The sequence below is a fragment of the Bacillus sp. JZ109 genome, from assembly GCF_053903135.1.
In genome coordinates, this window is the sequence record NZ_CP096388.1 from 3,841,505 (window position 1) to 3,867,697 (window position 26,193).

The 26,193-nt window shown below is 43.1% G+C and carries 21 protein-coding genes and 5 tRNA genes; 10 read left to right on the forward strand and 16 right to left on the reverse strand.

Translation table 11 applies throughout. The features are described from left to right. Nucleotides 1–28: 28 nt before the first annotated feature. From M1D94_RS20115 to adaA, 4 genes are all read right to left on the reverse strand, one after another. A complete protein-coding gene (locus M1D94_RS20115; protein WP_456270324.1) occupies nucleotides 29–2,644 on the reverse strand; it encodes a DUF2309 domain-containing protein in 2,616 nt (871 codons plus the stop codon). A 14-nt stretch (nucleotides 2,645–2,658) separates the two neighbouring features. Further along, nucleotides 2,659–4,176 (reverse strand): NADH dehydrogenase subunit 5, encoded by a 1,518-nt coding sequence (locus M1D94_RS20120; protein ID WP_072173700.1) that lies wholly within the window; start codon nucleotides 4,174–4,176, stop codon nucleotides 2,659–2,661. A gap of 518 nt (nucleotides 4,177–4,694) precedes the next feature. Continuing rightward, entirely contained in the window at nucleotides 4,695–5,237 is a 543-nt protein-coding gene (gene adaB / locus M1D94_RS20125) for a methylated-DNA--[protein]-cysteine S-methyltransferase (protein ID WP_032724778.1), read from the reverse strand. Beyond that, complete coding sequence (gene adaA, locus M1D94_RS20130; RefSeq protein WP_038827950.1) at nucleotides 5,221–5,859, reverse strand: bifunctional transcriptional activator/DNA repair enzyme AdaA; 639 nt, start codon at nucleotides 5,857–5,859, stop codon at nucleotides 5,221–5,223. The genes adaB and adaA overlap by 17 nt, the downstream gene beginning before the upstream one ends. Before the next feature lie 272 nt (nucleotides 5,860–6,131). Between adaA and alkA the strand changes: the two genes are divergently transcribed. Beyond that, on the forward strand, nucleotides 6,132–7,043 hold the full coding sequence (gene alkA / locus M1D94_RS20135; RefSeq protein WP_032724774.1) for a DNA-3-methyladenine glycosidase II: 912 nt from the start codon (nucleotides 6,132–6,134) through the stop codon (nucleotides 7,041–7,043). A 265-nt stretch (nucleotides 7,044–7,308) separates the two neighbouring features. Here the strand turns inward: alkA and M1D94_RS20140 are convergent, their stop codons facing one another. The 12 genes from M1D94_RS20140 to M1D94_RS20195 form a co-directional block, all read right to left on the reverse strand. After that, on the reverse strand, nucleotides 7,309–7,449 hold the full coding sequence (locus M1D94_RS20140; RefSeq protein ID WP_125121490.1) for a hypothetical protein: 141 nt from the start codon (nucleotides 7,447–7,449) through the stop codon (nucleotides 7,309–7,311). 46 nt (nucleotides 7,450–7,495) lie between these two features. Then, nucleotides 7,496–9,298, reverse strand: coding sequence for a glutamine--fructose-6-phosphate transaminase (isomerizing) (gene glmS, locus M1D94_RS20145; protein WP_015252962.1), 1,803 nt, complete (start codon nucleotides 9,296–9,298; stop codon nucleotides 7,496–7,498). A 433-nt stretch (nucleotides 9,299–9,731) separates the two neighbouring features. Further along, nucleotides 9,732–11,078, reverse strand: coding sequence for a phosphoglucosamine mutase (gene glmM / locus M1D94_RS20150; RefSeq protein ID WP_015382618.1), 1,347 nt, complete (start codon nucleotides 11,076–11,078; stop codon nucleotides 9,732–9,734). A gap of 18 nt (nucleotides 11,079–11,096) precedes the next feature. After that, nucleotides 11,097–12,551: a CdaA regulatory protein CdaR gene (cdaR, locus tag M1D94_RS20155; RefSeq protein WP_032724771.1), complete on the reverse strand. Its 1,455-nt coding sequence runs from the start codon at nucleotides 12,549–12,551 to the stop codon at nucleotides 11,097–11,099. Then, nucleotides 12,544–13,365, reverse strand: a complete 822-nt coding sequence (gene cdaA / locus M1D94_RS20160; RefSeq protein ID WP_003223651.1) for a diadenylate cyclase CdaA — start codon at nucleotides 13,363–13,365, stop codon at nucleotides 12,544–12,546. Before cdaA ends, cdaR begins: the two co-directional genes overlap by 8 nt. Before the next feature lie 160 nt (nucleotides 13,366–13,525). Beyond that, entirely contained in the window at nucleotides 13,526–14,152 is a 627-nt protein-coding gene (rsiW, locus tag M1D94_RS20165; protein ID WP_029317269.1) for an anti-sigma-W factor RsiW, read from the reverse strand. Nucleotides 14,153–14,165: 13 nt separating this feature from the next. Further along, nucleotides 14,166–14,729 (reverse strand): RNA polymerase sigma factor SigW, encoded by a 564-nt coding sequence (sigW, locus tag M1D94_RS20170; protein WP_003223646.1) that lies wholly within the window; start codon nucleotides 14,727–14,729, stop codon nucleotides 14,166–14,168. A gap of 230 nt (nucleotides 14,730–14,959) precedes the next feature. After that, nucleotides 14,960–15,031 (reverse strand) — tRNA-Gln (locus M1D94_RS20175). A gap of 4 nt (nucleotides 15,032–15,035) precedes the next feature. Next, nucleotides 15,036–15,120 (reverse strand) — tRNA-Tyr (locus M1D94_RS20180). Between the two features lie 22 nt (nucleotides 15,121–15,142). Further along, nucleotides 15,143–15,215, reverse strand: a tRNA-Thr gene (locus M1D94_RS20185). Between the two features lie 4 nt (nucleotides 15,216–15,219). Further along, nucleotides 15,220–15,295: transfer RNA gene (locus M1D94_RS20190), tRNA-Val, on the reverse strand. Nucleotides 15,296–15,298: 3 nt separating this feature from the next. Beyond that, a tRNA-Glu gene (locus M1D94_RS20195) sits at nucleotides 15,299–15,373 on the reverse strand. Between the two features lie 179 nt (nucleotides 15,374–15,552). On the opposite strand from M1D94_RS20195, the gene M1D94_RS20200 reads away from it, so the two are divergent. From M1D94_RS20200 to btr, 9 genes are all read left to right on the forward strand, one after another. Then, nucleotides 15,553–16,008 (forward strand): DUF523 domain-containing protein, encoded by a 456-nt coding sequence (locus M1D94_RS20200; RefSeq protein ID WP_128746890.1) that lies wholly within the window; start codon nucleotides 15,553–15,555, stop codon nucleotides 16,006–16,008. A gap of 12 nt (nucleotides 16,009–16,020) precedes the next feature. Further along, on the forward strand, nucleotides 16,021–16,503 hold the full coding sequence (locus M1D94_RS20205; protein ID WP_014475628.1) for a GNAT family N-acetyltransferase: 483 nt from the start codon (nucleotides 16,021–16,023) through the stop codon (nucleotides 16,501–16,503). Nucleotides 16,504–16,612: 109 nt separating this feature from the next. Next, nucleotides 16,613–17,527: an N-acetylmuramic acid 6-phosphate etherase gene (gene murQ / locus M1D94_RS20210; protein WP_017694928.1), complete on the forward strand. Its 915-nt coding sequence runs from the start codon at nucleotides 16,613–16,615 to the stop codon at nucleotides 17,525–17,527. Nucleotides 17,528–17,543: 16 nt separating this feature from the next. Continuing rightward, a complete protein-coding gene (locus M1D94_RS20215) occupies nucleotides 17,544–18,395 on the forward strand; it encodes a MurR/RpiR family transcriptional regulator (protein WP_187002024.1) in 852 nt (283 codons plus the stop codon). A 25-nt stretch (nucleotides 18,396–18,420) separates the two neighbouring features. After that, a complete protein-coding gene (locus tag M1D94_RS20220; RefSeq protein WP_187002023.1) occupies nucleotides 18,421–19,788 on the forward strand; it encodes a PTS transporter subunit EIIC in 1,368 nt (455 codons plus the stop codon). A 56-nt stretch (nucleotides 19,789–19,844) separates the two neighbouring features. Next, nucleotides 19,845–21,170: an N-acetylmuramoyl-L-alanine amidase gene (amiE, locus tag M1D94_RS20225; RefSeq protein WP_456270325.1), complete on the forward strand. Its 1,326-nt coding sequence runs from the start codon at nucleotides 19,845–19,847 to the stop codon at nucleotides 21,168–21,170. A 27-nt stretch (nucleotides 21,171–21,197) separates the two neighbouring features. After that, nucleotides 21,198–23,126, forward strand: coding sequence for a beta-N-acetylhexosaminidase (gene nagZ, locus M1D94_RS20230; protein WP_456270326.1), 1,929 nt, complete (start codon nucleotides 21,198–21,200; stop codon nucleotides 23,124–23,126). Between the two features lie 13 nt (nucleotides 23,127–23,139). Further along, nucleotides 23,140–24,384, forward strand: a complete 1,245-nt coding sequence (locus tag M1D94_RS20235; protein ID WP_456270327.1) for an exo-beta-N-acetylmuramidase NamZ family protein — start codon at nucleotides 23,140–23,142, stop codon at nucleotides 24,382–24,384. A 190-nt stretch (nucleotides 24,385–24,574) separates the two neighbouring features. Next, entirely contained in the window at nucleotides 24,575–26,164 is a 1,590-nt protein-coding gene (gene btr / locus M1D94_RS20240) for a bacillibactin transport transcriptional regulator Btr (RefSeq protein WP_456270328.1), read from the forward strand. Nucleotides 26,165–26,193 lie beyond the last annotated feature (29 nt).

A 26,193-nucleotide genomic window follows, 5' to 3' on the forward strand; every position in this document is an offset into this window, starting at 1 on the left:
TCCATTTGATAAATGCTTAGATTCATCATTACCAGCTTTCCCAACATCCTTCTGGATCAATATTAGCCAGTCGGACCCATCCATTTTGAACTTTTTGCAGAAATGCTGAGTCATGATTTAATAACCGTTCTACATATTCTCTAGGTGCTTGGATGAGTATCAATAAACGAAGAGGAGAATGATAGGCCTCGTGATCTGATTCCATGACGGATTGCCAAGGCAGTCCGGCTAACAAGTCGCTTGCATTCCCCTGCATAACGCCGAGACCTGCAGTAACGGTTTGAGTTGCTTTATTTCCGCTGCCATAATAATGAGGTGCTACTGTTGATGCGTAATATTGTAAATTAATCCATTGGGCTACAGTTCCAGGTCCTGCAATAATATTTGCTAGGAGTTCACCGCTTTCATCCTGCTTCCAATCATAATTATGGAGAAAGGCTCTGCCTTCCAAATCACAATCCTGAGTTAGTTCACGTTTACCGATAATAAAGGCGGCATTACGAGCCAGTCCCCATTCCGGACGTATCTCACTCCAATCTTCCGCAAATCGGTTTGCCTCAGCCTTCGGATTTTTTAGCTTCGATTGGAAATTCGGTAATTGGGCTAGACGTTCTGCGTTTACATGATGTCTCACTTTCGGCATAACAGCTTCAATTTGTTCAAATGCTTCTTGTGCAGCTTCGGAAAGCTCTGGTACATAAAGCCAATGTAATTCATCCACCGTTGTATTATGTTCAGCTGCCGCAAAAACCGTATCCTCAGGGATTTTAATTCCTTCAGTTAAAAGAGCTTCTCGTACCTCTGATAGATTACATAAAGCAGCTAAAACTCTTGCATTAAATCCACCGGCCGCTCCACCGCAGGCACCACAATCAAGGGCTGCGGAATAAGGATTATTAGTGCTTTGACTGCCATGCCCGCAGATCACGACCAATGGTGCGATGTTTTCTGTTAACCCCATCATTTTTAATGCTTGGCGAGCATAGTTCACTTTTTCTTCATCAGTAAAACCCACAGGTATTTCTGCCTCTGTAGTATCATGATGAAGCGAGAGTTTTGTATCAGGTTTGCGCAACCAAGCCTCACGGAGATTACGAATGAAACGACCCGCCTTTCTTGGCACAAAGCTACGGGCTGCCATTTGCAGAGTAAGCCAAGGTCCGCTTAGCTCAGGCAGTAGTAAGCTCGAAAGCGCATTCTGCTTCATCGTTTTAAAGGTATGGCTTAAAGAATGAATTGCTTGCTTCCGTTGATTGTATTTTTTGAATACATCCTCATCTGCGAACTCTTTTATTTTATTTTGCGGTTTTTGTATGATCGGCAAGGAAGCATGACTGTGTTTACTGCCAAGTTCACAAGTTGCAATCGGCACCCCGAAGAAACCAGCAATACCAATCGTTTCAAACGGGCCTTCTTTTTCTAGTTGACGACGAAAAGGTTCTGATCGTACATCGATGCAGAATGCTAATTGAGCTAATGCAGATTTTTTACGGCCGGTTTCACGTAGTTTTGAGATGATCTTCTGGCTTAATCGATCAGTGTACGTTTGTTCCCAAGCTTCTAACCAAAGTTTCTTGCGAAGTTTCTCATCAAAGCTGTAGGCAAATGATAAATATTCGTTTTGTTCAATGGCCGTCATCTGTGACCATTCTTCTAATGTAAGCCCACCCCAATGAATCCAAGCTGCTATAAGGGGAGCAATTGAAATTGTTTTCTTAGATCGTTCATTAGTCAAAGGTAAATATGGCTTTATAAGAGCCCACTCCATGGATATTCGAACCGCTAAATATTCTGTTAGGAGTGCATGTTCGTGGCTCGATTGCTGGGAGCGCCAAAGCATCATCCCTGCCCATCCAGGTAATGAAAGTAAATGACCTTCAAGATAAGTCTGGATTTCTGACTCTGGGATTTCTAGTGCGAATAAAGCTTTCTGTAAAGCCAAATGTGCCTCTTTCGGCCAACCCTTTACCCTTTCCCGTTGCTTTTTGCTAAGTGCTGGATCATATTGAATAAGATGCTGCCAAGCACGATAGAAACCTTCCTCACGATTAGGCATTGTCCAGCCTGCTTGAGAGTCATCAAGATATAATTTACTCCACTTAATGACATGATGATCTAGTATATTGACTAGCCTTTCACCATCTTGATTCTCTATATACGAACTTAGTGGTTGCATAAACACATTCTCGATATGATCCAATCCACTACATTCACCTACTAATTTCTCCAGCTCATGTGATGATAAAAGGTCGGAAGGCAGGGGATCTAACTTTAATGCAGCATGACAAAATCGCTCTGCCACGTCCCGTGGGATGTGATAAGAATGTGAATCAAGCCAACGCTGCAGCCCCATTTCCACAAAATCTTCATCAATCTCACCTTTATTCTTTGCTGAACGGATCATAGACGCACTAGGGTATATATCAACATCGCGAGTGTTTTTCAACCAACTTGCAACCTGATCAAAAGGTTGGTTTTCAAGTCCCATCCACGGATTACGTGCAGCAAATGTAGAAATAGGCCAAAGTGGCGCAATCACTCGGCTGGCAGATGTAATGAAAACGTTAAGATCCCTTTCTTGAACATCAATATCTGTATCTATCTTTTTTACATTATCTTTCGTTAATACGGATGTAATGCCCATCTCAGATTAGCTCCTTATGAAATATATTGTTTAAGGTAGTCTGGGTGACTCTCTACTGACTTTGGTTTTGCTTCACCTAATCGAACTAACCAAAGATAGAGCACCGCGAAAAAAACGGAAGAACGATAACGAGCAACCCATGTACCTAAAGCACTGCCAAATAATAAGAGACATACGACAATCATGACAGCTGACATTGGAGGTTGAACACTTTGAAAAATGGTTGTATGCAGCCACTTATAGAAAAGGTTATGAATGATAAAATATACGAGGGCTGCTCCTCCTAAAACAGTTAAGCCGGCAATTCGGCCAATTCGACCCTCTCCAAAAGCGACAAGCTGATTCCAAGAAACGGACAATGACCACCCTAAGATCAGCGCACTAATGAATTGATATCCCTCTCCAGGAGCAGCGAGCCAAAAAGCAACGCCTATTACTAAGGATAAAATCCGACCAGCCATGACCCATAAATAGGATGTTCTTTCATTAGTGCGAGCCGATACTTCATGACGCCCTACTGCTGAACCAGCTTGTAGAAACAACGTAGCTTTGAATAAACCATGTAAAATAAGATGAATAATGGCTGCTATATAGGCGCCTAATGCACACTGAATGAGCATAAACCCCATTTGTCCAATCGTGGAGCCTACTAACTGACGTTTATAATCAACCTGGACTAAACTAATTCCAGTTCCAATCAATACAGAAATGCTAGCAAGCAGAAGTAAGATAATCGAAGCGATACCACCATGAAATAGAGGTGAAAATCGAGTTAGTATTATTCCTCCTGCATTTACTAAACCTGCATGCATAATTGCAGAAACAGGGGTTGGAGCAACAATAGACTCAACCAACCATCTTTGGAACGGCCATTGAGCTGCAGGAATGATCACCGCCAGTACAATCAATAGCTGAATCCCTGTTCTCTCCCATTCTCCCAGCCCAGCTATACTTTCATTTGTTACAACCAATGATAACTGCCATTGACCTGTGGCATGAAAAAGCCACGTCATCGCAAAAAACAAAGAAAACCAACTTAACAAAAATAACCGTCCAGAAATTTTGGCTGCTTCACTAGCCACTTGCCAAGCACTGTTTAACCTAATAAGTAAGGTTAATCCAACAAGAGTCGCTCCCCAAAATAGAACCATCAAGCGGAGATCACCACTTAACCATGTCATTGAAGCAGCTCCTGTTGTGAAAGTAAAAAGCGTAAAATATTTTCGATAAGATCGATCCCCCATTAAGTAACGTACAGAAAAACGCTGAATGATGAATCCAATTGCAAGAACAAAGAAAGTCATTAAACAAGCTAAGGAATCTAAGTGCCAAGGGCCAACATTTCCACTCACACCACTATTGGCAAGAATCAGTAAGGAAACCAAAAGTGGTAAAGCCAAGATCCCAATATGAATGCGAACAAAACTCAAGGGTACTCGCGGATGTAAAAACAATAGTCCACTAATCCCAGAAGCCATAAGCATAATAAAAAATAATGTTAATAATGATGACAAACTCAGCGAAACTAACATTCTAAATTCTCCCTTTTTTAAAACTCATTATTGGTCAAAAGACCTTTCAATCAGATCATATTTGTCTATTATTTATTTCAATTTTTATTTATCTCTATTTTTTTCCAACAAAAAAGCCGACAACTTCAAAATTTCAATGATTATGTTAGATCATTGAATCCTGAAAATTGTCGGCTTCACTTCAACTAACTTCAGCGAAGTTTTTTGAAGAGCTACCTTATTATTGGTCTTTACTTTATGCTATGTTTAATTTCCTTTAATATAGTCCTGATTATCAAATAAATCGACTTATGTTTCTCTTCCTTTTTAGTTAGGATGCTTTTTCATCCTATCAATATTTAAAATGAAATATGAAAAGAATGCTAAAGGCCTACATATTTTAAAAGGAAAAATAAACATCGGCATCGATTATTAAGTTACGTATAAGATATGATAAATTTTAAAAGTTGTCAAGTTTATCAGTAAACTGGTCTTTACTTTCCTCTAAAATAATCCAACCCATTATAGATGATTCACTTTCAATGAGGAACATCCATTTCAGATGAAGCTCGCTTTTCCAGATCGAGGAGCAGTGTCTTCATTTCAAATCCGCCCCGATAGCCAGTTAATGAGCCATTCTTTCCTATTACACGATGGCACGGTACAGTAATTAATACCGGATTAGCCCCAATAGCCGCACCTACAGCACGAACAGCTGCTGGTTTATTTATATCATTTGCAATGTCGGAATAGGATTTCGTCTGTCCATAAGGAATTTCACAAAGTGCATTCCAGACGGCTATCTGAAATTGCGTACCGGCGTACTCAACTGGAACAGTAAAGTTTTTCCGCTTTCCTTCTAGATATTGAGTGATTTCAACGGCATAGGGTTCAAGCTTATCATCATCTTCAACAAGAAGACTTCCTGGAAAGCGTTTCTTAGCCCATTCGAACAATTCCTCGATTGGTTTGTTCTGTGAGCCTACAAACACAAGCCCCTTTAAAGTTGAAGCAATATAAAAATTCCAATCCTTGAACATTAATAAAGACCAATAAAGGGTTGCTTTATTCTTTGTTTCCATTGTACGTTTCCTCCATTTTACTCATTTGACGAAATTGTGCTGGTGTCTGTCCAGTTTTCTTTTTAAATAAAGTAATAAAATAAGGCGCGTTAGCCATACCCACACATGTAGCGATATCTCCAATCGCTTTATTTGTCTGAATCAAATACTTTTTAGCCGCGTGTACTCTAACTTGTTGTATATACTCAACCAGTGTAATGCCTTTAATTTTTTTAAATGTTCGATGCAGATGATACGGACTCCCATGACAAATATCTGCTAACGATTCTAGCGTTAATTTTTCTGAGAAATTTTTATCAATATATTCAGTAATTAAATCAACCCACTCGCGATCAGGCATTTTTTCATTAGTGGGCTTGCAACGTTTACAAGGGCGAAAATTTGCGCGGAGAGCTTGTTCTGCGTTTGGAAAAATACATACATTTTCTTTTTTCGGAACACGAGATTTACAGGATGGTTTACAGAATACCCCTGTCGACTTTACAGCGTAGAAAAATTGATTATTATACGTTGCATCATTATTTATAATTGCTTGCCACTTTTCATCTGTTATTATTTCTGCATCATTCAAAATTCTATGATCATGGCTCTCTTTATGTCCGTTATTGATATTATCCGGCATTTATCTCACCTGTCCTTACATGGCTCATCTAATTCATTTTGAATTAAATCCCAATTTAAATTTTCGACACGCGATTTTTATATCTTGGGCCATTTTTATCTACTCCCGTTTAACATTCTTGATAACTACACTATAACCTCATAAATAGAAAAAAATAAGATGGTTAGAATGTAATAGCAAGATAACAAAATGAGTAAAGATGATTATGTGATAAACTAATTTCAACCAGCGTGAGTTTTCTTATAATTATTTAAGATAAGGAGAAAGAAAAAGTGGCATGGCATGAAGTCAATGATGTTATTGTCATTACATTACCTGAAATTTTCGACATGAATGCTAACCTTGGCTACCTAACCAGGGAAAAAAATGAATGCATGTATGAAATAGAGAACAATATCATTACAAAAGTTATAGCCATTGGGGAAATTCGGTCCTTAGTGCAGGTAAGCGTAATCAATAATAAACAAATGATTGTTCAATTCCTAAACGATTCTAGACCTGTTGAGCAGTGGAAACGGGAAGAGATTGTAAAATATATTCATGAATGGTTTGATCTTGATAACGATTTAACTCCATTTTATGAAATGGCAAAAGCAGATCCATTACTTAAAATGCCTGCCCGAAAATTTTATGGGTTGCGAGTGATCGGCATTCCCGATTTATTTGAAGCTTTATGTTGGGGAGTTTTAGGGCAACAAATTAACTTAGCCTTCGCGTACTCCTTAAAGAAGCAATTTGTAGAAGCATTTGGCGATTCTATTGAATGGAATGGTAAAAAGTATTGGGTGTTCCCACCGTACGAGCGAATTGCACGGTTAACCCCTACCGACCTGGCAGATATTAAAATGACGGTAAAAAAAAGTGAATATATCATTGGAATAGCCAGATTAATGGCAAGTGGGGAATTATCGAGGGAAAAATTAATGAAAATGAACTTTAAAGATGCTGAAAAAAACTTAATTAAAATACGAGGAATCGGTCCTTGGACAGCCAATTATGTTCTAATGCGCTGCCTTAGGTTCCCGACAGCTTTTCCGATCGATGATGTGGGTCTAATTCGTTCGATAAAAATATTACGTAATATGAATCGAAAGCCTACGAAAGATGAAATCTTAGAAATATCGTTTTCATGGAAAACATGGGAGTCATACGCTACCTTTTATTTATGGCGTGTCCTTTACTGAATCATTTCAACTTAAACCGGAATGTACTCAATAAAAAAAGAATGAGCTTTAAAACCTAAGGCCTACAAGTACATTGTAAGTGCGACTTCTAGAATTCTTTGCCTTTATTAATTGACAATAAAAAAAAACGTTATCATTCCAATAGGCTCTCCGGTTTTCGGATTTCTAGCATGCTAAATTCCAACTGCTATCAAAAGCGTATCTTAATGAGGAACTGCTCTCTTATATCTGTATTAACATCAAAAAACTCAGTTAGGCAAAAGTCTTAATGCCTTTTAACCTGATTGACCGACCTTATGTGGAAACATCTTAAATCTATAGCTATGGCCGATCGATATTCGGGTCCTGTACCATCAACTTCTTTAATCCATTTTTCCACTGTAGACGTTCTTTCTCTTTTGGACATAAAAACACCCCTTTAGATAATCTTATCCAAAGGGGTTAAACATTTATTACTCCACAGTAACACTCTTCGCAAGGTTACGCGGTTTATCAACATCACAGCCGCGATGCAGTGCAGCATAGTAAGCGATCAGCTGCAATGGAACAACAGATACCAACGGAGCAAGCGCTGGATTTACTTCCGGCAGTACGAATCTGTCATCCGCATCGTCTAGGCCTTTTAGTGAGATGATGCATGTGTTTGCTCCGCGAGCGGCAACTTCTTTGACGTTTCCGCGGATGCTTAGGTTTACGTGCTCTTGAGTTGCCAGTGCGAATACTGGTGTTCCTTGTTCGATCAAGGCAATCGTTCCGTGCTTCAGCTCACCGCCGGCAAAACCTTCTGCCTGGATGTAAGAAATCTCTTTCAGCTTCAGTGCGCCTTCGACACATACGAAGTAGTCAAGGCCGCGTCCGATGAAGAAAGCGTTTCTGGATACAGTCAGGTATTCACGGGCGATCATTTCCATTTCGTCTTTCTGGTCGCATAGAGCTTCCATTGCGTTTGCAGCGATACCGAGTTCTTTGACGAGGTCAAATCCGATATCGATGCCGTTTTTGTCAGCAGCCACAGAAGCAAGAACCGCAAGAACTGCAATTTGTGCAGTGTATGCTTTCGTTGACGCAACAGCGATCTCAGGGCCTGCATGAAGCAGCAATGTATAGTCAGCTTCACGAGAAAGCGTTGATCCAGGTACGTTTGTGATTGTCAGGGCTTTGTGTCCGAGTGCTTTGACTTGAACGAGAACCGCGCGGCTGTCTGCTGTTTCTCCGCTTTGAGAAAGGAAAATGAAGAGCGGTTTCTTAGACAGAAGCGGCATGTTGTAGGAGAATTCACTCGCTACATGCACTTCAACCGGCACGTTTGCCCACATTTCAATATATTGTTTACCGACAAGTCCTGCATGGTAGCTGGTTCCGCAGCCAATGATATAGATGCGGTCCGCTTCCGCTACAGCGGCAGCGATATCGCCAGGCACAGACAGCTTGCCGTTTTCATCTTGATACGTTTGGATGATTTTGCGCATAACAACAGGCTGCTCATCCGTTTCTTTCAACATGTAGTGAGGGTACGTGCCTTTTTCGATATCACTGGCATCAAGCTCAGCAATATAAGACGCACGTGTAATCACGTCACCATCAAGGTTTTTGATGACAACTTGGTCATCAGTGACGATAACCATTTCTTTATCCATCAGCTCAACATATTCGTTGGTTACTTGAAGCATCGCCATCGCATCAGATGCTACGACGTTGAATGTATCTCCAAGACCTACTAATAGAGGGCTTTTGTTTTTCGCTACAAAAATCGTTTCTCTGTTGTCGTTATCGAATAAAGCAATTGCATAAGAGCCTTTTAACAGTGTAAGTGTTTTGCGGAACGCTTCTTCTGTCTCAAGTCCTCCATTGACGAATTGCTCGATTACTTGAACGACTACTTCTGTATCGGTGTCACTTTTGAGCTCTACATCTTGCAAATACTCTTGCTTCAGCTGAACATAGTTCTCGATCACGCCGTTATGAACAAGTGTAAAGCGGCCCAGTGCGCTTTGATGCGGGTGAGCGTTCAGATAGCTTGGTTCGCCGTGTGTCGCCCAGCGAGTATGCCCAATTCCGGCTTTCGCTTCTACATTGGCATCCACAACTTCACGAAGATCTGCAATGCGTCCTTTTTCTTTGAACACATGGATTCCCTGTTCGTTGGCAACAGCAATACCAGCAGAGTCATAACCGCGATACTCAAGCTTTTCTAACCCTTTTAATAAAATTTCCTTCGCATCAAGCTGACCGATATAACCTACGATTCCACACATATTTTTCTTCCTCCTAAGATTGTAAAAGGAGACGAAGAAAGTCAAATTTCAAGGGGACTTTCAATCGTCCCCTCCTACATGTTTTTTGGAAGATCATGTGATTTCTCTTTGTTCAAGGAGTCACCCCCTTGGTTTGAAGAAATCCTTACGGCTGTGATCTGCACACTCAGCCGGGAGGCATCCGCCGAAAATTCGATAACCTCCATCCTCGTCAACTAAGCCTTTTTCCGGGCGCTTAGTTCGGGCGCTATAATTATAGGTAAAGCAATAATCCCGTCTTCTTTTCCTATTGAGAAAATAAGAACAAGACAAGCTTGATTTTACAACATGTGGCATAAACGGTCAATTGTTTTTTAAACAACTTTGCCGTATGTCTCACAATTATCTTATGTAAACCTCGCTTGTCTTGTTCACTCTCTGATAATAGACTTCGTTACTCTAATCCCATTTCTGACCGGACGACTTCAACAATGCGATTGACATACTCATCGCACAGCTCTTTCGTCTTCGCTTCAGCCATGACACGGACGAGCGGTTCAGTTCCTGAAGGGCGCACCAAAATCCGGCCGTCGCCGTTCATTTCTTTTTCAACTTCAGAAATAATTGCTTTTACTTTTTCATTTTCTTCAACTTTATATTTATCAGTCACTCTCACATTGACTAACAGCTGCGGGAACTTCTGCATTTCAGCTGCAAGCTCTGACAGCGGCTTGCCTGTTGCTTTCAAAGTGTTCATCAGCATAATAGCAGACAATAATCCGTCCCCTGTCGTGTTGTAATCAAGGAAAATAAGATGTCCTGACTGTTCTCCGCCGACGTTGTAGCCGTCTTTTTTCATTGCTTCTACTACGTAGCGGTCGCCGACAGCTGTCTGTACGCTTTTGATGCCTTCTTTTTCGAGCGCCTTATAGAAGCCGAGGTTGCTCATCACGGTTGAAACCACTGTATCATCCTTTAAACGGCCCTCTGATTTCAGATGTTTTGAGCATATGTACATGATTTGGTCGCCGTCTACAATATTTCCTTTTTCATCGACAGCAATCAGGCGGTCGCCGTCACCGTCGAACGCAAGACCGAGATCCGCGTTTTTCTCTTTGACAAACGCGCTGAGCGCTTCGGGATGAGTCGAACCGACGCCGTCATTAATGTTTAATCCGTTCGGGGAAGTCCCCATTGTAGAAACATCTGCATCTAAATCAGCAAACAGGTGTGTCGCCAAGGATGACGTTGCGCCATGGGCACAGTCCAATGCCACATGAATGCCTGTGAAATCTTCATCAGCTGTCTGTTTTAAGAATTGCAGATATTTTTGTCCGCCTTCAAAATAATCGTTTACAAGTCCAAGGTCTGCTCCGACAGGTCTTGGCAGCTTATCCTCAGGTTCGTCCATCAGGCGCTCAATTTCAGCCTCCTGTTCATCAGAAAGCTTAAATCCATCTCCCCCAAAGAATTTGATGCCGTTATCCTGCACTGGGTTATGAGAAGCGGAAATCATGACGCCCGCCTCTGCATCCATCGCTTTTGTCAAATAAGATACACCTGGTGTAGAAATGACACCCAGGCGCATGACTTCTGCGCCAATGGATAAAAGTCCGGCGACAAGGGCTCCCTCCAGCATATGGCCGGAGATGCGTGTATCGCGGCCTATCAGCACTTTTGGACGTTGTTTGTCTTTTGTCAGCACATAACCGCCGAAACGTCCGACTTTAAAGGCCAGCTCAGGTGTAAGCTCACTATTGGCGACACCTCTTACACCGTCTGTTCCAAAATACTTGCCCATTTTATAATCGCTCCTTTTTTATTCCGATGAGGATTGTGAATTTGCAGTGGATTCATCCTCATCCTGATCTTGGTTTTGATCTTTATTTTCGTCTTGGTTTTGATCGTTGTTGTTTTTATCAGTGTTCTTTGTATCTTCTTGCTGATTGTTCTTTTGATCATTTGTTTGTTTATCTGTGTCATCCTGGTTCCCTGATGTATTGCTGCTGTTATCATTCGTTGATGTATTGCTTTTCTTAGACGTCAGCTTGATTTTGGCGGTTTTCCGCCCCAAGGACCAAGTTACATTCTGTGGCCCGTTCACTTCAAGCTTCACGCTATGCTCCCCGTCCTCTAAATCTGAAACATTCACATACAATTCAATATCTGATTTTTTCAGTTTATTTATATTCGTGGGAGAGCCTTTAGCCGTTACATCTATCGCTTGTGATTCAGGATCAAGAAATTCAATGTTTTGTGAGCTGCTCAGCCCTACAGTCTTGATAGGGACATTCTCGAACTTCTGATCCGCTTCACTATCGACTTCTATATGCAAAGTCACCTTTGACGGTGAGATTTTTTTGACACCGTCAGGAAGCGGAATATCTGCCTCGATATCGGAATCCTTGTTAATTTTACTTAAATCTAAGCTGACGCCGTCAATAAATTCAAGAGAATCCAACACATCCTGTGAGCCGTAAACCGTTACCTCACTGGGGCTGGATTCAATATTCGCTATGCTGACACCGTCAGGAAGGCTTCCTGTCCGTTCAATTTTAAAGGGCACTTTTTTACTCGGGCTTGTCACCGGAACGGTAATCTTGATGACCGAGGGCTCCACGTCGACAGGAAGCGCGTTTCCGTCTTTATCATAGACAGTCACTTTCGCTTCCTTTTCAATCGTTTCATCTGCGTTTTCCAAATTCACTGAAGCTTTTACAAGAGAAATATTATCGATGACATTTTTCGATCCGGTAATCTGCACATTTTTCGGACTGACAATCGGCTGCTCCGGAGAATAGCCTTTTTTCATCTTGCTTTTGTTGTAGTACTCCACTTCTACGGGAAAACTTTTGGTCGTCCGTTCCTGAATGGTCACTGTCGTAACAGACGGATTAATTGAGATTGTCAGCCCATCCGACACGTTTTTGGCCTTAAGCTCAACCTTATGTGTGCCGGTTTTCAAATGTTCCATATCAGCATATATTTCAAAGTTCTTGGTCTGCCGAGCCTTTTTCACGGCGCTTGTCGAGCCTTTTATCGTGACATTAACCGTTTGCGGAACACCCGTCACGACGTAATTTTCATCATCATAATACGCTTTAACCGGAATATCAGTCAGAGTTGCTTCATCAGTTGTTGATGTCGGAAAGAAAGATTCACCCGGTTTTTTCGGAGTCGGTGCTTGGTTGCTGTTAACCGCCACATAAAGCAAGAGCGCGAAAAGTAGAGCAATGATTTTCACAGCCCAGCGGTTGTTTAAGAATTTATCCATTTTTCTTGCCCCTCCAATACCAGCGGTTAGAAGAAGTGTCTCTGGTGTTTTTCTTAAACTCGGCTTCAAGCATTTCTTTCAGCGCTTCTTCTGTAAGCTCTCTGTGAAGGTCGCCGTTCTTTGCCACACTGACGCCGCCGGTCTCTTCAGACACAATAATCGTCAAACTGTCTGTTACTTCACTGATACCGACTGCCGCTCTGTGCCGCGTGCCCAGTTCCTTTGAAATAAACGGGCTCTCAGAAAGCGGCAGATAACAGGCGGCTGCGGCAATTTCATTATTTTTCATAATCACCGCACCGTCATGAAGCGGGGTGTTTGGAATAAAAATATTGATCAGCAGCTCAGAGCTGACTTTGGCATTTAGTGGTATGCCGGTCTCAATATAATCCCCCATTCCAGTATCCCGCTCAATGGTCAGCAGGGCGCCTATACGGCGTTTCGCCATATAATTGATCGCTTTTGTAATGGCCTCAATCGTTTTCTGCTGCGCTTCTTCAACAGGCGTGCCGCTCCTCGAAAAAAAGCGGCCGCGGCCTAGCTGTTCAAGCGCTCTTCTCAGCTCAGGCTGAAAAATAATAATAATTGCTAAAAATCCCCATGTTATCGCTTGGTCCATCAGCCATTGAAGTGTGCTGAGGCCCAAATATTGGCTGGCCATACGAACAAGCACGATGACTACAATTCCTTTTAACAGCTGAACCGCTTTCGTGCCGCGTATCACCATAATCAATTTATATATCACATACCAAACAAGGAGAATATCAACGGCATTGCCGAGGTACTGCAAAAAAGGGATATCCTCAAAAGCCATTTCCTCGTCCTCCAAGATTTCAGTCATTTCGTATTTTGTGTTTTACGGGTTACGCATATGTACTTTACATAGCGAGCCCATTATACCACATTTCGATTTAGCAAGTGAAATGTGCCAGCCCTCTCAGCCCGCAAAAAAAGAGCAAAGCGGCTAACGCGCTTTACTCTTCTCCGTTCGGACTGAATGCATCGAGTACACTTTTCCCCGCAGACTTCATCTTGTACCATGTCCAATCGAATAATTGATTGATTTCTTCAATCTGACCGGTGACTTGTCCAGCAGAGGCCATATATTTTTCTCCGTTTACGACGGTTACATCCCCGTCTATTTTGCCTTTAATAATCAGCTTGCCGTTTTTGACAGTGACATCACCTTTGACCGTCTCACCTTCTGGCACGGTCACAGTATGGTTATGAACCACAAGATTCGGCTGCTTGGACACGCTGAAATTGTGGTCATTATGCCAGCTGTTAAAAAAACCCCCGCCCATCAAAATGATGAATACCGCAGCAGCTGCGATAACGGGATGGGATCTGAACCATCTTTTTACAGAAGCTCTTTTCTTCTCCTTAGGCAATTTTGCCATGACATTAGCGGTAAAATCCGCGGGGGCTTCGACATGCGATGTGCTCCGTACGAGCGCTATGGATTTCTCCATCTCGTAAAAATGCTTTCTGCATTTCTCGCATGTCTCCAGATGTTCATTTAATACGTGTTCATCTTTTGGAAGGATATCTCCATCAAGATGCATATGCATAAGCTGCACAATTTGTTCAGGACAGCTCATTTCATCACCCCACTTAAAGATCCCTTAATTGTTTTCTAAGAGCCTCTCTGCCTCTGTGAATCCGCGTTTTCACAGTCCCCACAGGAATGTTTAGAATCTCCCCGATTTCAATTAATGAGAGTTCGTCAATATACTTTAATACGATGACTGTTCTGTATTTGTCAGGAAGCTTTAAAATTTTCTGCTGTATCGTGTTTGAGAGCTCCAGCGACACAACTGCATCTTCAGGCAAAACACCATCTGCGGCGATTTGAGAATACATGGTCAAGCCTTCCGTACCAGCCACCTCTGCATCGAGGTAATAATCCGGCTTCTTTTTGCGAATGCGGTCAATGGTCAAATTGGTCGCGATTCGATAAAGCCAAGTTGAAAATTTCCGGTTAATATCAAAACTGTCGATATTAACGTACGCTCTGATGAAAGCTTCCTGTGCAATATCCTCCGCCTCATGCACATTGCCAAGCATACGGTAGCAAAGCTGATAAATTTTATCTTTGTAAATATCTACGATGTCCGCAAATGCATCCTGGTCGCCTTTTTTGACTTGTTTAATTCTTTTTTTAATCATCATTTCCATATTTATCTAACCTCTGCCTTCACCGGTCTGTATGTATACGAGCTTCGTTTCAAAAGGTTTCAATTTTTTTATAAAATAAGTTTATCAAATTTTTGGCAGGGTGTAGATGGTAATTCGTGAATAAACTACCTTAACATATTTTTAAAATTATTATACAGACTGAACAGTTAGAAGTTGGAATGATTTTTCCGAAAAGAAAAAAGACACCTTTTGATCAAAGGTGTCTGTGACTGGGCTAGCTGGATTCGAACCAACGCATGACGGAGTCAAAGTCCGTTGCCTTACCGCTTGGCTATAGCCCAATAATGGTGGAGGGGGGCAGATTCGAACTGCCGAACCCTGAGGGAGCGGATTTACAGTCCGCCGCGTTTAGCCACTTCGCTACCCCTCCACATAAAATTTTGAAAAAACAGTGCCGGCAAGAGGACTTGAACCCCCAACCTACTGATTACAAGTCAGTTGCTCTACCAATTGAGCTACACCGGCAAGATGGTGGAGGATGACGGGCTCGAACCGCCGACCCTCTGCTTGTAAGGCAGATGCTCTCCCAGCTGAGCTAATCCTCCAAATGGTGACCCGTACGGGATTCGAACCCGTGTTACCGCCGTGAAAGGGCGGTGTCTTAACCGCTTGACCAACGGGCCGTTGTGTTCTCGTCGAGCTGACAAAAGTTATTATATACAGGTCACCCCCTGTTTGTAAAGAGAAAAATTAAATTTTTTATTTTCAAACTTTTTAACTCCTTTTTTAACTGAAAAAGCCTCCCAACTAAAGCCATTTATTTTATGATAGAGACAAGCAAAGTAAGAGAGGAGAACCTAATATGATTCTAGTCAGTTCTTGCCTTGGAGGCATTGAATGCAGATATAACGGCTCTCACGCAGCGTCGGAGAAAATCAGAAAACTCGTCGATGAAAAGAAAGCAGTCATGGCTTGCCCTGAACTTCTCGGCGGCTTCTCTACCCCACGCGAACCCGCAGAAATCATAGGAGGCACCGGCGAGGATGTCCTCAATGGAACAGCGAAAATCGTGACAGCTTCAGGAGAAGACGTCACAGAACTATATATGGAAGGCGCCTCGAAAACATTGGCTTACGCAAAAGAAATCAACGCTTCTGCCGTCATATTAAAAGAAAACAGTCCATCTTGCGGAAGCGGTTTTATCTATAACGGCACATTCTCTGGCAAAAAAATCACCGGCAGCGGAGTAACCGCCGCACTGTTAAAACAAGCGGGCTACCGCGTCATTTCGGAAAACGAGCTTGACGACATATTGTAAGGAGGCCACCACATGACTCAAGACATTTCTTTATCCTTCTATAAGCCTGAACACTTGCCCGAGCTTCAATCATTCACGCTCACCAACGATGACAAACGCTTTACCTCCCTCCCGAAAGAGGTGCTGTCTCAAGCTCTGGGCATACAGGACCGATACCCGGTTGTCATCTTAAAAGACGACCTTCCAGTCGGTTTTTTCATTTTACATGCATCAAAAGAAACGCTTGCTTCCTATTCTAACAATCCATTTGCTTTACTGCTCAGCTCCCTGTCTTTAAACGCTGTGCATCACGGAAAAGGCTATGCGAAAAAAGCCATGCTTTTGCTTCCCGCTTTTGTGAGCGGATATTTTCCATGGTGCGACGAAATCATCTTGGCCGTCAATCATCTGAACATACGCGCAAAACACCTTTATATGAAAAGCGGGTTCCTTGATAAAGGACGGCGAAGAATCGGGCCGCTTGGAGAACAGTTGATCCTTCATCATTTCTTATAGTCTTAAGTGAAATAAAATTTCAAAAATTTAAAAACATAGTTGAAATATCATAACAGAGATGAATATACTGAATATTGAGATATATCATTTTAAAACAGGGGGCATCCTCATGTCAGAACCATTAAACCTTCACCGTCTCACAACGGAATCACGCAATAGCCAAACAGTTGAAATCCACAAAGCAAACACTCTTGGCATCCTCAAAATGATCAACAACGAAGATATGAAAGTCGCTGCAGCCGTTCAGGAGGTTCTCCCCGACATCAAAACAGCTGTAGACTGCGCATATGAATCGTTTCAAAATGGAGGCCGGCTCATATATACAGGCGCCGGCACAAGCGGCAGACTCGGCGTCATGGATGCTGTTGAATGTCCTCCCACCTACAGCGTAAGCCCAGATCAGGTCATCGGAATCATGGCTGGAGGCCCCGAAGCCTTTTTACAGGCAGCAGAGGGCATTGAAGACAGTGAAGAAGCAGGAGCTGAAGATTTAAGAAACATACAGCTCACTTCAAATGACACCGTCATTGCCATCGCAGCAAGCGGCCGCACACCCTACGCCGCAGGCGCCCTAAGATACGCCCGCAAAGTCGGAGCACACACCATCGCCCTTACTTGCAATGAAAACTCCGCCATCAGCAAGGATGCGGATCACAGCATTGAGGTTGTCGTCGGACCTGAGGCCATTACAGGATCAACACGTATGAAAGCCGCAACCGCTCATAAAATGATTCTAAACATGATATCTACCGCTGTAATGGTCAAAATCGGCAAGGTTTACGAAAACTTGATGGTAGACGTCAACGTCAGCAACAAAAAACTAAAAGAACGCGCCATCAGCATCATCCAAAGCCTTACAAACGCTTCATACGACACAGCAAGATACACTCTGGAACAAGCCGATCATCACGTCAAAACAGCAATCGTCATGCTCAAAACAAGCACAGATCAGAAACAAGCAAAGACATTACTCGATGAAGCAAACGGTTTCATTGACAAAGCAATCGAACATTACCATCCATGATAAGGAGAGAACTAGAATGGCCACAGGCGGTTTAGCGATCATCCAATCAATGAAGCATAAGCTCCCTCCATCCGAGCGCAAACTTGCAGATTATATCCTAGCCCATCCCCACAAAGCAATCGAAAGCACGGTCAACGAAATCAGCGCCTTAGCCAATTCAAGTGACGCTGCCGTCATCAGGCTCTGCAAATCACTCGGTTTGAAAGGATTTCAAGATTTAAAAATGAGAGTAGCAGGCGATCTGGCAAAGCCTACTTTTCAGGGCTACCGGGATATTGTTCCCCACGAGCCGCTGCCCTCCATTTCCGAAAAAACGGCCGGCAATGCCATTCAAGCCATTCAGGATACTTCAGACCTGATGGACTACAAAGAGCTTGAACGAGCGGTTTCTCTGCTTCTCAAAGCTCATACCGTGCATTTTATCGGCCTCGGGGCTTCCGGCATTGTCGCCAAGGACGCCCAGCAAAAGTGGCTTCGCATTCATAAACAAGCAACCGCGTTTACAGACACTCATCTTGTGGCATCTTTAATCGCAAATGCAGATAAAGACGACATCGTATTCGCCATTTCGTTTTCAGGAGAGACACAAGAAATCGTTGAACTGTTCGCCATGGCTAAGGAAAAAGGCATTACAACGATCAGCATCACAAAATTCAGTCAGACATCCGTCTCCGCACTGGCTGATGTCCCTTTGTATACAGCCCATTCCAATGAAGCCTTGATTCGAAGTGCGGCCACTTCCTCCCGCCTCGCCCAGCTTTTTATAATTGATGTTTTGTTTTTAGGCATGGCGGCTGAGCAGTATGAAACGACAACCGGTTATATCGATAAAACGAGAGCAGCCATCCAATCTATGAGAAAAAAATAAGGCATCTTGAAGGGGAGGGGTTTTAATGAGCAAAGAAAATAACTACCATCATCTCGCACAGAAAATCCTTGAGCTATGCGGAGGAAAATCCAATATTTCTTCATATACACATTGCATGACACGCCTGCGCATTACGCCTTACGATGAAAGCAAAGCAGATGCTCAGGGTTTAAGAAAGCTTGACGGCGTATTGGGGGTCGTTGAAGCTGAAACCTTACAAATTATCCTCGGCACAGGAGTCGTCAATCATGTTACAGCTGCTTTCTCAAAGCTCGTGTCAGCAGAAGAAGGTGCCGATGTCAAAGAAGTAGCGGCCAAAAAGAAAGCCGATATCAATCGAAAAAACGCCACTCCTTTTAAACTTTTCTTACGTAAAATTGCCAGCATTTTTATCCCTCTTATTCCCGCTCTAGTCGCTTCCGGTTTAATTACTGGGATTACCAAAGCAATTATTCAAGCAGGCTGGCTCTCTGCAGACTCACAAATTGCGATTATCCTGACAGTCATCGGATCAGGGCTGTTCACTTATCTCGGCATTCTCGTCGGTATTAACGCTTCGAAAGAATTTGGCGGGACACCCGCACTTGGGGCTTTGGCCGGGATCTTGATTATCAATCCGGAGATCGCAAAAATCAGTTTATTTGGAGAAGGGCTTCTCCCGGGCAGGGGAGGTCTGATCGGCGTCCTTTTCGCAGCCATATTCATTGCTTATACCGAACAATTTATTCGCCGTTTTATTCCTCAATCTCTTGATATCATTGTCACACCCACCGTTTCACTGTTAATCACCGGAATCGTAACGTATGTCGTATTTATGCCTTTAGGCGGATTCATTTCTGATGCCATTACATCCGGCCTTCTGTCCATCCTGGACATCGGCGGCATCGCTGCGGGCTTTATTCTGGGCGCAACCTTCCTTCCTCTCGTCGTAACCGGACTGCATCAAGGCTTGACGCCTGTGCACATGGAACTGATCAATTCAATTGGCAATGATCCTCTGCTCCCTATTTTGGCTATGGGAGGTGCAGGACAGGTAGGCGCGGCCTTTGCCGTCTTCGTGAAGACGAAAAAAACAACACTGAGGAAAGCAATCGCCGGCGGGCTTCCATCGGGACTGCTCGGCATTGGTGAACCGCTTATTTTCGGAGTCACGCTGCCGCTTGGCCGTCCGTTTTTAACAGCATGTTTAGGAGCTGGAATCGGCGGCGCCTTTCAAGCTTATTTTCAAGTAGCCACCATTGCGATTGGTGTCTCCGGACTGCCGCTTTCCTTTCTAGTCCTGCCTTCGCAAATCATCCTGTATATCGTTGGACTCTTTATTTCCTACGCGGCCGGCTTTTTATTGACCTATGCATTCGGATATAAAGATGAAATGGCTTCTCAGTTCGATTAAATTGTTTCTGTTTTAGGGATAGTAAACGGGATAGAAGCACAGAAAGGGGCTAGCCTGTGAAAACAAAGACACTGTTCATATTCAGTGCCATTTTAACCCTATCGATATTTGCGCCAAATGAAACCTTCGCACAAACAGCAGACAACTTGATTGAGCCGAAAACCATAAATGCAGAAACTGCACAATTCTCGACGAAGAAGCTAAGGAAGGTAGATCAGATGATAGAACGGGATATTGCAGCAGGATTTCCAGGCGCCGTTCTTGTGGTGGTGAAGGATGGACGCATCATAAAAAAAGCAGCATACGGCTACAGTAAAAAGTACGAAGGATCAGAACTGCTGCGCCGTCCGGCCAAAATGAAAACCCGCACGATGTTTGACTTAGCCTCAAATACAAAAATGTACGCAACAAATTTTGCATTGCAGCGCTTAGTCAGCCAAGGAAAACTTGACGTCTATGAAAAAGTTTCTGCATATTTGCCGGGTTTCAAGGATCAGCCGGGTGACCTCATAAAAGGAAAAGACAAGATACGTGTCATCGATGTCCTCCAGCACCAATCAGGGCTCCCATCAAGCTTTTACTTTTACACGCCGGAAAAAGCCGGCAAGTACTATTCCCAGGAACGGGACAAAACGATTGAATATTTGACGAAAATTCCGCTCGATTATCAAACCGGGACAAAACACGTATACAGTGACATTGGATATATGCTACTTGGGTGTATTGTCGAAAAACTCACCGGCAAACCGCTTGATGTCTACACGGAGCAAGAGCTCTACAAACCGCTCAGGCTGAAGCATACCTTGTACAATCCGCTGGAAAAGGGCTTTAAACCGAAACAGTTCGCAGCTACTGAACGCATGGGCAATACACGTGACGGCGTTATTCAATTCCCTAACATCCGTACAAACTCGCTGCAAGGAGAAGTGCATGACGAAAAAGCGTTTTACTCAATGGATGGCGTGTCTGGGCATGCCGGATTGTTCTCAAATGCAGATGATATGGCCATACTGCTGCAAGTCATGTTAAACAAAGGTTCATACCGAAACATTTCTTTATTTGATCAGAAAACAGCCGACCTGTTTACAGCATCTTCAGCAACAGATCCGACATTCGCTCTTGGCTGGAGGCGGAACGGAAGTAAAAGCATGGAATGGATGTTTGGCCCTTATGCCAGCGAAAATGCTTACGGGCATACCGGCTGGACGGGGACAGTTACAATTATTGATCCAGCATACAATTTAGGCATCGCATTGTTAACAAATAAAAAGCATACGCCAGTTATTGATCCGGAAGAAAATCCAAACGTCTTTGAGGGTGATCAATTTGCAACAGGCAGTTATGGAAGTGTCATAACCGCGATTTATGAAGCGATGGAGTGAATGATTAAACGATAGGAGGAAGTTTCTATGAGACCTGTCTTTCCGCTTATCCTTTCAGCCGTTCTCTTTATTTCATGCTTTTTCGGGGCCAGACAGACAGAAGCCTCTGCATCCAAACGTGCAATCGATGCCAATCAGATTGTCAATCGTATGTCGTTAGATGAAAAACTCGGCCAGATGCTGATGCCTGATTTTAGAAATTGGCAAAAGGAAGGCGAGTCCTCTCCGCAAGCCCTTACAGAAATGAATGATGAAGTCGCCAGCCTCGTCAAGAAATATCAATTCGGAGGCATCATCCTTTTTGCAGAAAATGTAAAAACAACAAAACAAACTGTCCAACTGACAGACGATTACAAAAAGGCAAGTCCAAAAATCCCGCTCATGCTGAGTATTGATCAGGAAGGCGGCATTGTAACGCGGTTAGGGGAGGGCACTAATTTCCCAGGGAATATGGCACTGGGCGCAGCCAGAAGCAGAATCAATGCGTATCAGACCGGCAGCATCATCGGGAAAGAGCTCTCTGCCTTAGGCATCAATACAGATTTCAGCCCTGTCGTGGACATTAACAATAATCCTGATAATCCTGTAATCGGCGTACGGTCATTCAGCTCCAATCGAGAACTGACATCACGACTCGGTCTATACACGATGAAAGGGTTGCAGCGGCAGGATATCGCGTCTGCCCTCAAACATTTCCCGGGACATGGAGACACGGACGTTGACAGCCATTATGGACTGCCGCTCGTTTCCCATGGCCAAGAACGGCTTCGGGAGGTCGAACTCTATCCTTTCCAAAAAGCAATTGATGCTGGTGCTGATATGGTGATGACAGCCCATGTTCAATTCCCTGCCTTCGACGACACCACTTACAAAAGCAAACTCGATGGATCGGACATTCTGGTTCCAGCTACACTTTCAAAAAAAGTGATGACAGGTCTTCTTCGTCAGGAAATGGGCTTTAATGGTGTGATCGTTACCGATGCACTCAATATGAAGGCAATCGCAGATCATTTCGGACAGGAAGAGGCTGTGGTCATGGCCGTAAAAGCTGGTGTCGATATTGCATTAATGCCAGCCTCAGTCACTTCAATAAAAGAAGAACAGAAATTCGCACGTGTTATTCAAGCTTTGAAAGAAGCCGTAAAAAACGGGGATATCCCTGAACAACAAATCAACAAATCAGTTGAAAGAATCATTTCCCTGAAAATAAAACGCGGCATGTATCCAGCGCGAAACAGCGACAGTACAAAAGAAAAAATAGCCAAAGCCCAAAAAATCGTAGGAAGCAAGCAGCACCTGAAAGCAGAGAAAAAAATAGCTGAAAAAGCAGTAACTGTATTAAAAAATGAACAGCACACTTTGCCGTTCAAGCCTAAAAAAGGCAGCCGAATCTTAATTGTGGCACCTTACGAAGAACAAACTGCTTCAATCGAACAAACCATTCACGATCTCATCAAGCGAAAGAAAATCAAACCCGTATCTGTCGACAAAATAAATTTTGCCAACCAAATATTTAATGCCGAGCATGCAAAACAAGTAAAAAAGGCTGATTATATCATAACCGGCTCCTATGTCGTCAAAAATGACCCTGTCGTCAACGACGGTGTCATCGACGACACAATATCAGATTCAAGCAAATGGGCCACCGTGTTTCCGAGAGCTGTCATGAAAGCCGCACTGCAGCACAACAAACCATTTGTCTTAATGAGCCTGCGCAACCCCTATGACGCAGCCAATTTCGAAGAAACAAAGGCACTGATTGCAGTCTATGGCTTTAAAGGATACGCAAATGGCCGTTATCTTCAACCTAATATTCCGGCCGGAGTGATGGCGATATTCGGTCAGGCAAAACCTAAAGGCACACTTCCAGTTGACATTCCGTCAGTCACGAAACCAGGGAACACCCTTTACCCATTTGGCTACGGATTAAATATCAAAACGGGAAGACCGCTTTAATAAGGAGGGACACATGAGAAAAACAATATTCGCTTTTCTGACAGGGCTCATGATATTCGGAACGATAACCGCTGCCTCTGCTTCACCCGATTCAAAGAATCAAACGGCTAAAAAACCTAAAGTCCAGACTGGGATAGACACGCTCTTGCCAGACTATAAAAAACAGCTCAAGGGAAAACGCATCGGACTGATCACCAATCCAACCGGAGTAAACGCATCTCTGAAAAGCAGTGTCGATATTCTTTACGAGAACCCAGATATCAAACTGACAGCTTTATTCGGCCCTGAACACGGCGTCCGCGGTGACGCCCAGGCTGGAGACGAAGTAGGCTCTTACATTGACGAAAAAACCGGGGTTCCCGTATACAGCCTCTACGGAAAAACGAAAAAACCGACTCCAGAAATGCTGAAAAATGTCGATATTCTAATGTTTGACATTCAGGATGTCGGGACCCGTTTCTACACGTACATTTATACAATGGCATACGCAATGGAAGCCGCTAAAGAAAACGGCATTCCATTTATGGTGCTGGACCGTCCGAATCCTCAAGGCGGGAATCATATTGAAGGACCAATCTTAGAACCTGAATACGCCTCATTTGTCGGATTGTATCCCATTCCATTGAAGCATGGGATGACGATAGGCGAATTGGCTTTACTGTTCAACAAAGAATTTAGTATTGATGCCGATCTTACAGTGGTAAAAATGAAACACTGGAAGCGAAAAATGGATTTTGACGATACCCGATTGCCTTTCGTCCTCCCTTCGCCTAACATGCCGACGGTGGAAAGCACATTTGTTTATCCTGCAACCGGGCTGATTGAAGGAACAAATATATCCGAAGGGCGAGGGACAACAAAGCCATTCGAATTGATCGGAGCTCCCTTTATCAAAAGCACAGAACTTGAAGAAACATTAAACAGCCTCCATTTGCCGGGCGTTACATTTAGGGCAGCATCCTTCACACCGACGTTTTCTAAACATCAAGGAACGCTTTGCCACGGTGTGCAGCTCTATGTGACAGACAGAGATAAGTTTGAAGCCGTTAAAACGGGTCTTTCAGTCATTAAAACCATACACGATCTCTATCCTGAGGATTTTGAGTTCCTGTCAACAGGTTCATTCGATAAACTGGCAGGCAACGGCTGGATCAGGACAAAAATTAAAAATGGAACTTCGATTGAGAACATCATAAACAGCTATGAAAAAACACTCCAACAATTCAGCAAAACAAGAAAAAAATATCTCATTTATTAGAACGTAAGCATCGTATGTTACACGTGTAACATATTCTTACCGAACGAAAGACCCTTACTTTTACACATAAGTAAGGGTTTTTTTCATACTAAAAAACCACCCGCTTTATATAGGAAAACTTTCATTTATTTGGTACAATTTTTATTGAAAATGATTATCAATTGAATGCTTCTGAAAAGGTGGTCTACTCGTGCAAAATGCAGTGATTTATCAACCGATACAAATTAAATATCTAAAAAAGACAAGTGATCTCTTCTCAGAACAGCAATTAGCCGATTCATTCGTGCTGATTTTTCATTTAAAAGGAAATGGCTATATTTCGATCGGAACAAACACCAATCCTCTGCAAAAAAAGACACTTTTTGTTTGTCCGCCTAACGAGACCTTTGGCTTTACGCCGGCAGCCGATGGACATATAGATGCCTGTATGATCAGGCTTCAAAGCTATATCAAGGAAACCGGGCAAGATATTTTCACACCGTGCACAGAATCGGAATTAGCCAAACTGAAGCTTATGAATGTTTCACATATCGAAAATCTTGCCGTCCGGCTTCAAGAGCTTGCCGCACTATGGAATGAATCGTCTCAGCTTTCTCAGCTAAAATGTGTAATTGAAGTACAAAGCCTGATTTATGACCTTTTTACTGCCAGTTTATCTGATCAAACGGATACACATTCAGCAATCGAAAAAACAAAACACTATATCGAAACCCATGCCGATACAAAAATCACGCTTGCCCAGCTGTCGCAAATGGCAGGAATCAGTGCCAAACACTACAGTGAAAGCTTTAAAAAATGGACAGGACAGAGCGTAACAGAATTTATTACGAAAACACGAATCACAAAGGCAAAACGGCTCATGGCAAAATCAAACTGCAAATTGAAAGAAATTGCACACCAAACCGGTTATCAAGATGAATTTTATTTCAGCAGAATCTTTAAAAAACATACAGGCTGTTCACCTACAAGCTATATGAAAAAACGCCGAAATAAAATCGCCGCATACGGAAGGGGCACAATGGGCCATCTCATCCCTCTTCACCACATACCTTTTGCGGCCGCTCTGCATCCGAAATGGACGTCTTACTACTATCAGCATTATTCGACAGATATACCCGTCCAGCTCAGTGCATACCGGTTTAATGAAAAGTGGGAAGAAAACCTGTACACGTTATCACAGGCAGAACCAGATGTGATTGTCAGCATGGATTCTATTTCCCCAGAAGAACAAGATCGCCTGAATCGCATCGCAGAAGTCATGTACCTTCCTTCAGAAGAAAGCTGGAGAACCCACTTTCTGCAAACTGCCTCATTTTTAAAGGAGGAGTCCGAAGCAGAAAAGTGGCTAGCGGATTATGACCAGCAGACAACAGCCGCCAATAAAACACTTCAGCACGTTCAAGGGCTGCGTTTTCTCTTTTTGAGGCTGCATAAGCAAAACTTCTATTTGGCTCATAACCGAAGCGTTCGCGAAGTTTTCTTTGGGGATTTAGGATTCAGCTCGGCAACAACGGCTGACACACCTTCAGAACAAGCGATTTCGTTAGAAAATATCGCAAATTACCAAGCTGACTGTATGATGCTTTTTCTTTTTAAAGAGCCGGAGACCATAGCTTACTACCAGCAATTACAGCAGACAGAAGCATGGCAAAACCTAAGCGCGGTACGGAATAACCGTGTTTATCTTCTATCCCTTGATCCGTGGAATGAATACTCAGCTTGCGGGCACGAACGCATCGTTCAGCAAACTGTTTCTTTATTATCCGGAGATTGTCCATGATAAATCAGGAATTTGTCCATGGTGTTATA